This is a genomic window from Streptomyces sp. B1866, from assembly GCF_031932565.1.
GTDB lineage: Bacteria > Actinomycetota > Actinomycetes > Streptomycetales > Streptomycetaceae > Streptomyces.
Genome location: NZ_JAVSCF010000293.1, coordinates 1 through 7,712 on the forward strand (window position 1 = coordinate 1; position 7,712 = coordinate 7,712).

Here is a 7,712-nt window from a genome sequence, read left to right on the forward strand (position 1 = left end):
CGCCAGCACCACCGGGCTGCCCGGCTCGGCCAGCGGCACGGCCGCCGCCAGCGCCTTCGCCCGGGGGCCGGCCCCGTCCGCACCCGGCGCCGCCGGGTCGAAGGCGGTCACCACCGTGTACCCCCGGCCGCCGTCGGCCGCGGGCGGCTCCCCGGGGGCGGCGCACCGCAGGCGAGGGGCGCCGCGGGCTGCTCTGCCGCGCGCGCCCGGCGGCGCCAGGCGCTCGCGCGCCAGGTCCAGCCGCCGCTCGTCGGGATCGGTGCCGCTGACGTCGGCGCCGCGCCGGGCGGCGAGCAGCAGGGCCAGGCCCGACCCGCAGCCCAGGCCCAGCAGCCGGGTGCCCGCGCCGACGGCCAGCCGGTCGTAGACCGTCTCGTACAGCGGTACCAGCATCCGCTCCTGGATCTCGGCCCAGTCGCGGGCCCGCGCGTGCGCGCCGGACGGGCCGGAGCGGTCCGCGGCCGAGGCGGGCGAGGAGACGCGGGAGGGCTCCGCGGAGACCGCGAGCGGGCCGGGGGAGCCGGAGAAGTCGGAGGAGCCGGGGGAGTCGGAGGAGGTCAGGGCCGGGGAGTGGTGTCGCCGAAGAAGTGTGGAGGTCATCCAAGCGCCCCAATTCGGGAGAATGCCGTGCCGAGGTCAGATCCGTCATGTGCGCCGCGCCGTTGAAGCACCCCTGTAGAACCAGAGAACCCGGCTTCGGTCGGCGCGTCCAGAGGTTTCCGGGACGGAATCGGGCCCTCCTGCCGCACGGTGCGCCAGCCACCGGAATGCGTCCGTCCGCGGCCGGGTTCCGGACGCCCCGCGCGGTCCGATTCACGCTCGGGCGGTCCGCCGCCGTACGATCGGCGCCATGGCAAAGGCTCCCGTGCTCACTCCCCAGGCCGACGACTTCCCGCGCTGGTACCAGGACCTGATCAACAAGGCCGAGCTGGCCGACAACGGCCCGGTGCGCGGCACGATGGTCATCCGGCCGTACGGGTACGGCCTGTGGGAGCGCATGCAGCAGGACATGGACGCCCGCATCAAGCGGGCGGGTGCGCAGAACGCGTACTTCCCGCTGTTCATCCCGCAGTCGTACCTGACCCGGGAGGCCGAGCACGTCGAGGGCTTCGCCCCCGAGCTGGCCGTGGTCACGCACGGCGGCGGCAAGGAACTGGAGGAGCCGGTCGTCGTCCGGCCCACGTCCGAGACGATCATCAACGACTACTTCTCCAAGTGGGTGCAGAGCTACCGCGACCTGCCGCTGCTGATCAACCAGTGGGCCAACGTGGTGCGGTGGGAGCTGCGGCCCCGCCTGTTCCTGCGCACCTCCGAGTTCCTGTGGCAGGAGGGCCACACCGCCCACGCCACCTATGAGGAGGCGCGGGACTACGCGGCCCACATCCACCGCCGGGTCTACGCGGACTTCATGGAGAACCTGCTGGCCATGGACGTCGTGGCCGGCCGCAAGACCGCCAAGGAGCGCTTCGCCGGCGCCCTCAACACCCTCACCCTGGAGGGCATGATGGGCGACGGCAAGGCCCTGCAGATGGCCACCAGCCACGAGCTGGGGCAGAACTTCGCCAAGGCGTTCGACACCCGGTACCTGTCGAAGGACGGCACGCGCGAGCACGTCTGGCAGACGTCCTGGGGCAGCACCACGCGCATGGTCGGCGGCCTGGTGATGATGCACGGCGACGACAACGGCCTGCGCATTCCGCCGCGGCTCGCCCCGATCCAGGCCGTGGTCCTCGCCGTCAAGGGCGACGAGGCGGTGCTGGCCAAGGTCCGCGAGATCGGCGACCGGCTCACGGAGGCGGGCGTCCGCGCGCACGTCGACGACCGCGTCGACACGCCCTTCGGCCGCCGCGCCGTCGACTGGGAGCTGAAGGGCGTGCCCGTCCGCGTCGAGGTCGGCCCGCGCGACCTGGAGGGCGGCACGGCGATGCTGGCGCGGCGCATCCCGGGCGGCAAGGAGCCGGTGCGCCTCGACGGCGACGGCGGCCTCGCCGACCTGCTGCCGAAGATCCTCGAAGAGGACCAGGCGCTGCTGCTGCGCCAGGCGCGCGAGCGCCGCGAGGCCCGTACGACCGAGGTGGCGACCCTGGAGGAGGCCGCGGAGGCGGCGGCCGCGGGCGGCTGGGCCCGCGTCCCGTGGGCCGCGGTGGGCCCGGAGGGCGAGGCCCGGCTCGCCGAGCGGTCGGTGACCGTGCGCTGCCTGGTCGCCGAGGACGGCTCGGTGCCGGAGGCCGACGACGCGCCGGGCAACGTCGCGATCGTCGCCCGCGCGTACTGACACCACCGGCTTTCGCCCAGGGCCCGTAGCCGACCGGCTCCCGCAGCCGGACGGCTCGGGCCCTCGGGCGTACGCCGCCGCGCGCCCGGCCGCCGGCTCCGCGACCCTCCGGCTCCCGGGAACGGGAACCCTCCGGGGCCGCCGGACGTCGGAGGGGCGCGGGAGCGGCGCGCGTCTTCCGGATGTTGTACGCCGGGGGCGTACGCGCCGGTACGTACCCCATTGATGCGCCGTGCGCCCCCCGTCCGCACATGGGCCCACCCGCCCGCGTCGCGGCGCATCGGAATGAACTGACTGGTAGGTGCAAATTATTTGGGATGGCCCGGAATCGGAACACCGGGAGCATCCCGCTCGTTATCACGACGTGAGCACGACACCACCTGTTCTCGCCGCGGAGCTGGCACAGGCGTGGGCCGACATTCAACGGCACCACCCCGAGCTGCCGGATCTCGCCGCACCCGAGTCGCTGATCGGAGAGTCGTCGTCCGCCTGCGGCGCCGAGCTCTCCTTCGAACGTCTGCTGCACGAGGCAGTCCACGGCATCGCGGCCGCCCGCGGTGTCCGCGACACCTCGCGCGCGGGCCGCTACCACAACCGCCGATTCCTCATGATCGCCGAGGAGTTGGGGCTCGACCACGCCGATGAGCCGCACCCGAGCAGCGGTTTCTCCCTGGTCGTGCTCTCCCCCGAGGCGAGAAAGCGCTACCGCTCCACCATCGACCGCCTGCACCGGGCCCTGAGAGCGCACACGGTCGCCACCGCCGCCGACACCGCCCGCACCTTCCGCGGACCGGCCGCCCGGCACGGCTCCTCGGGCGGCGGCGTCCGGGTGAAGGCGGTCTGCGACTGCGGCCGCAACGTCAGAGTGGTCCCCTCGGTGCTGGCCCAGGCGCCCATCGTCTGCGGAGGGTGCGGAAAGCCCTTCCGCATCCCCGAGGCGGTCGCCGCTGTCGGCTAGACCGCGGCCGGGCGGTCCGCGAGGACCGCACCGGGGCGCGGGCCCCGGGGACGCGCGGCCCGACCGGCCAGCCAGGGACCGGCCGGCCGGCGGGGCCGGATCCGAACGACGCCGCCGTGCGGCCGCCGGGACGGGCGGCGTACGGCGGCGCCGCATTGTGGCACAATGGTCCGCTGTACTCGACGGCTGGCCCGGACCCCTCTCTCCTCCAGCCGGCGCGTCCATCGGACACCCGGGTACCGCAACCCCACGCGGCACGTCGTGGTGGTCCACCCCGTCAACACCAGGAGACACCACTCCCGTGGCAGTCAAGATCAAGCTGAAGCGCCTGGGCAAGATCCGGTCGCCGCACTACCGCATCGTCATCGCCGACTCCCGTACCCGTCGTGACGGCCGGGCCATTGAGGAGATCGGGCTGTACCACCCGGTGCAGAACCCCTCGCGCATCGAGATCGACTCCGAGCGCGCCCAGTACTGGCTGGGCGTCGGCGCCCAGCCGACCGAGTCGGTGCTGGCCCTGCTGAAGAAGACCGGCGACTGGCAGAAGTTCAAGGGCCTGCCCGCCCCCGCGCCACTGCTCCAGCCGGAGGAGAAGGCCGACAAGCGCGCCCTGTTCGAGGCCGTGGCCAAGGACGCCGGCGACGAGCCGAAGGGCGAGGCGATCACCCCGAAGGCGAAGAAGTCGGAGAAGAAGCCGGACGAGGGGGCCGGCGACACGGCGGCCGCCGAGTCGACTGAAGGCTAAGGGGATGCTTGAGGAAGCCCTCGAACATCTGGTGAAGGGCATCGTCGACAACCCCGACGACGTGCAGGTCGCCTCGCGCGTCCTGCGGCGCGGGCGGGTGCTGGAGGTCCGGGTGCACCCCGACGACCTCGGCAAGGTCATCGGGCGCAGCGGCCGCACCGCCCGGGCCCTGCGCACCGTCATCGGCGCTATCGGCGGCCGGGGCATCCGCGTCGACCTCGTCGACGTCGACCAGGTCTGAAGCCGACCAGGTCCGCCCGGCCGGTCCGGCCCGCGCGCGGCCGGTCCCGCGGCGGCGGACCCCGCCCCGGCCGGAACCCCCGGCGGGGCCTCGCGGCCGTACGAGGGGCCAGGGACCCGGTGTCCCTGGCCCCTCGGCCGTCACCGGCCCCGCGCGCATGCCCGTCCCCTTCCAGGAGTCCCAGGAGTCACCGACAGTGCAACTGGTCGTCGCGCGGATCGGCCGCGCCCACGGCATCAAGGGCGAGGTCACCGTCGAGGTCCGCACGGACGAGCCGGAACTGCGGCTCGCGCCCGGCGCCGTGCTGGCCACCGAGCCCGCCGCGACCGGGCCGCTGACCATCGAGTCCGGCCGCGTACACAGCGGCCGCCTGCTGCTGCGCTTCGCCGGCGTCGCCGACCGTACGGGCGCCGAGGCGCTGCGCGGCACGCTGCTCATCGCCGAGGTCGACCCGGAGGAGACCCCGGAGGACCCGGACGAGTTCTACGACCACCAGCTGATCGACCTCGACGTGGTCACCGTCGACGGCACGCCCGTCGGCCGGATCGCGGAGATCTCCCACCTGCCCTACCAGGACCTGCTCGTCGTGCGGCGGCCGGACGGGTCGGAGGCGCTGATCCCCTTCGTGACCGAGGTCGTGCCCGAGATCGACCTGGCGGCCCAGCGCGCCGTCGTCGACCCCCCGCCCGGCCTGCTCGAACCGGTCGGGGCGGACCCCGCGGCCGACCTGCCCGGCGCCGGCGGCGGTCCGGACGCCGCGGGCCCGGCGGGCGGCGGAGACGGCTGATGCGGCTCGACGTCGTCACCATCTTCCCCGAGTACCTGGAGCCGCTGAACGTCTCCCTGGTCGGCAAGGCGCGCGCCCGCGGACAGCTCGACGTACGCGTCCACGACCTGCGCGCGTGGACCCACGACCGGCACCACACCGTCGACGACACCCCCTACGGCGGCGGGCCCGGCATGGTCATGAAACCCGGTCCGTGGGGCGAGGCGCTGGACGCGGTCCTGGCCTCCGGCACGCACGACCTGCCCGAGGCGCGTCCCGCGCTCGTGGTGCCGACCCCCAGCGGCCGGCCCTTCACGCAGGGCCTCGCCGTGGAACTGGCCGGCCGCCCCTGGCTGGTCTTCGCCCCCGCCCGCTACGAGGGCATCGACCGGCGGGTGATCGAGGAGTACGCCGAACGGCTGACGGTGTACGAGGTCTCCATCGGCGACTACGTCCTGGCCGGCGGCGAGGCCGCGGTGCTGGTGATCACCGAGGCGGTGGCCCGGCTGCTGCCCGGCGTGCTGGGCAACGCCGAGTCGCACCGCGACGACTCCTTCGCCCCCGGCGCTATGGCGGACCTGCTGGAGGGCCCCGTCTACACCAAGCCGCCCGAATGGCGCTCCCGCGCCGTTCCCGAAGTGCTGCTCAGCGGCCACCACGGCCGCATCGCCCGGTGGCGCCGGGACGAGGCCCTGCGCCGCACCGGCCGCAACCGGCCCGACCTGGTCGAGCGCTGCGACCCCGGCGCGCTCGACGCGCACGACCGCGCCGTACTGGAAGAGCTCGGCTGGCGGCGGCTCGCGGACGGCCGATTTGGGCGGCCGCCCGACGACGTGGAAGAATAACCCTCTGCCGTACGTCCGGCGTGCGCCCCTGCCACAGGGGGACACGACGTCCGCCCGACGCCCCGGCACCCCTGTGACCACCCCTTGTTCCGCCGATGACCTGTGGCATCGGTGAAGAAAGCAGACGATCATGACCCACGTGCTCGACACGGTCGACACCGCCTCGCTGCGCAGCGACATCCCCGCCTTCCGCCCTGGAGACACGGTCAACGTCCACGTCCGCGTCATCGAGGGCAACCGCTCCCGTGTCCAGCAGTTCAAGGGCGTGGTCATCCGCCGGCAGGGCTCCGGCGTGCGCGAGACCTTCACCGTCCGCAAGGTGAGCTTCAGCGTCGGCGTCGAGCGCACCTTCCCGGTGCACACCCCGATCGTCGAGAAGATCGAGGTCGTCACGCGCGGTGACGTCCGCCGCGCCAAGCTCTACTACCTGCGTGATCTCCGCGGCAAGGCCGCGAAGATCAAGGAGAAGCGCGAGAGCTGAGTTCTTGGCGCCGCCACACCTCCGTCGGACACCGTCGGAACCCGGCCCGATAGGCCCGGACCCGACGGACACCGACGCACCGCTCTCGGAGCGCGACCGCTCCCGTGACTCCCCGTCGGAGTCCCGGGAGCGGCCGCGCTCCTCCGGTGCTCCCCTGGGGCGCTTCGCCAGGCTGCGCGCGGCCGTCGGGCCCCAGAAGCCCCGCGGCACCCACCGCGCGGGCCCGGCGCACAGCGCGAGCGCCCCACCGCGGCGGCCGGGCGGGCGCGCGGAGCGCCGGCTGGCGCGCCGCCGCATCAAGCGCAGGCGCAGACGCTCGGCCGCCCGCGAGGTGCCGCTGCTGATCACCGTGGCGCTGCTGATCGCGCTGGTACTCAAGACCTTCCTGGTGCAGGCCTTCGTGATCCCCTCCGGCTCCATGGAGGAGACCATCAGGATCGGCGACCGGGTGCTGGTCGACAAGCTCACCCCCTGGTTCGGCTCCAAGCCCCGGCGCGGCGACGTGGTCGTCTTCAAGGACCCCAGCCACTGGCTGAACGAGGAGCACACGACCACCACCAGCGACCCCGTCGTCATCAAGCAGGCCAAGCAGTTCCTCACCTTCATCGGCCTGCTGCCCTCCTCCAACGAGCGGGACCTGATCAAGCGGGTGGTCGGCGTCGGCGGGGACACGGTCAAGTGCTGCGACGCCCAGGGCCGCGTCACCGTCAACGGCACCCCGCTGGACGAGCCCTACCTGCACCCGGGCAATCCGCCGTCCGAGATCACGTTTACGGTGAAGGTGCCCGAGGGCCGCCTCTTCGTCATGGGCGACCACCGCTCCAACTCCTCCGACTCCCGCTACCACCTCGACGAGGCCGGGCACGGCACGGTGCCGGAGAGCCTGGTCGTCGGCCGGGCCGTGGTGATCGCCTGGCCCTTCGGACACTGGCGGCGGCTGGAGGAGCCCTCGACGTACGCCTCGGTGCGCGACGCGCGGGGCGCCGATGCGCAGGCGCGCGGATCGCCGCCTAGGCTGTCCTCCACGGATCAGCAAGGAATGGTCCGGCTCCCGACCCCTGCGGAACTCCCGCTCGTTATGGGAGTGGTGGGCCTGCGCCGTACCTGGCGCGGCTGGCAGCGTCGTGTGAGGAGTTGATGTGGGGGATTTGGCGGTCGGCGCACGATCCGGTCACGAGGAGCCCGAGCGGCGGCCCGGACCGCGGGAGGACACCTCCCCGGCCCGGGCCCAGGCGGACGGGGCGGGCCGGCCGGAGCAGGCGTCCAGAGCCGCGGCACCCACGACCGGGACGCTCGGCGCCGCCGCTGCCGCCGGGCCCGCCCCGGGACCGTACGGCGCGCAGGCCGCCGGAGCGGCAGGCGGCTCGGCGGCCCGTGAGGCGGACGGCGCGCAGGGCCCCC

8 protein-coding genes and 2 pseudogenes are annotated in these 7,712 nt (G+C 74.0%); 9 read left to right on the forward strand and 1 reads right to left on the reverse strand.

Annotation, left to right across the window (positions count from 1 at the left end):
* Positions 1-600: methyltransferase domain-containing protein (locus RKE29_RS26100; RefSeq protein ID WP_312008104.1), on the reverse strand; the 600-nt coding region annotated here is incomplete at its 3' end.
* Positions 601-850: 250 nt separating this feature from the next.
* On the opposite strand from RKE29_RS26100, the gene proS reads away from it, so the two are divergent.
* The 9 genes and pseudogenes from proS to RKE29_RS26145 all read left to right on the forward strand — a co-directional run.
* Positions 851-2,275, forward strand: a complete 1,425-nt coding sequence (gene proS, locus RKE29_RS26105) for a proline--tRNA ligase (RefSeq protein ID WP_312008105.1) — start codon at positions 851-853, stop codon at positions 2,273-2,275.
* A 364-nt stretch (positions 2,276-2,639) separates the two neighbouring features.
* Entirely contained in the window at positions 2,640-3,233 is a 594-nt protein-coding gene (locus tag RKE29_RS26110; protein ID WP_312008106.1) for a hypothetical protein, read from the forward strand.
* Positions 3,234-3,534: 301 nt separating this feature from the next.
* Positions 3,535-3,978, forward strand: coding sequence for a 30S ribosomal protein S16 (gene rpsP / locus RKE29_RS26115; protein WP_312008107.1), 444 nt, complete (start codon positions 3,535-3,537; stop codon positions 3,976-3,978).
* Positions 3,979-3,982: 4 nt separating this feature from the next.
* A complete protein-coding gene (locus RKE29_RS26120; RefSeq protein ID WP_312008108.1) occupies positions 3,983-4,219 on the forward strand; it encodes an RNA-binding protein in 237 nt (78 codons plus the stop codon).
* A gap of 196 nt (positions 4,220-4,415) precedes the next feature.
* On the forward strand, positions 4,416-5,006 hold the full coding sequence (rimM, locus tag RKE29_RS26125) for a ribosome maturation factor RimM (RefSeq protein WP_312008109.1): 591 nt from the start codon (positions 4,416-4,418) through the stop codon (positions 5,004-5,006).
* Positions 5,006-5,830 carry a tRNA (guanosine(37)-N1)-methyltransferase TrmD gene (trmD, locus tag RKE29_RS26130; protein WP_312008110.1) on the forward strand — a complete coding sequence of 275 codons (825 nt, stop codon included), beginning with the start codon at positions 5,006-5,008 and terminating at the stop codon, positions 5,828-5,830. Before rimM ends, trmD begins: the two co-directional genes overlap by 1 nt.
* A gap of 130 nt (positions 5,831-5,960) precedes the next feature.
* Complete coding sequence (rplS, locus tag RKE29_RS26135) at positions 5,961-6,311, forward strand: 50S ribosomal protein L19 (protein ID WP_312008111.1); 351 nt, start codon at positions 5,961-5,963, stop codon at positions 6,309-6,311.
* Positions 6,312-6,591: 280 nt separating this feature from the next.
* A pseudogene (lepB, locus tag RKE29_RS26140) lies at positions 6,592-7,446 on the forward strand (signal peptidase I); the annotation flags it as partial.
* Between the two features lie 4 nt (positions 7,447-7,450).
* Positions 7,451-7,712: pseudogene (locus tag RKE29_RS26145) on the forward strand (hypothetical protein); the annotation flags it as partial.

Bases quoted from the DNA above. Each gene is read 5' to 3' on its own strand.
- rplS (WP_312008111.1), top strand. From the start codon at position 5,961: ATGACCCACGTGCTCGACACGGTCGACACCGCCTCGCTGCGCAGCGAC.
- RKE29_RS26120 (WP_312008108.1), top strand. From the start codon at position 3,983: ATGCTTGAGGAAGCCCTCGAACATCTGGTGAAGGGCATCGTCGACAAC.
- proS (WP_312008105.1), top strand. From the start codon at position 851: ATGGCAAAGGCTCCCGTGCTCACTCCCCAGGCCGACGACTTCCCGCGC.
- trmD (WP_312008110.1), top strand. From the start codon at position 5,006: ATGCGGCTCGACGTCGTCACCATCTTCCCCGAGTACCTGGAGCCGCTG.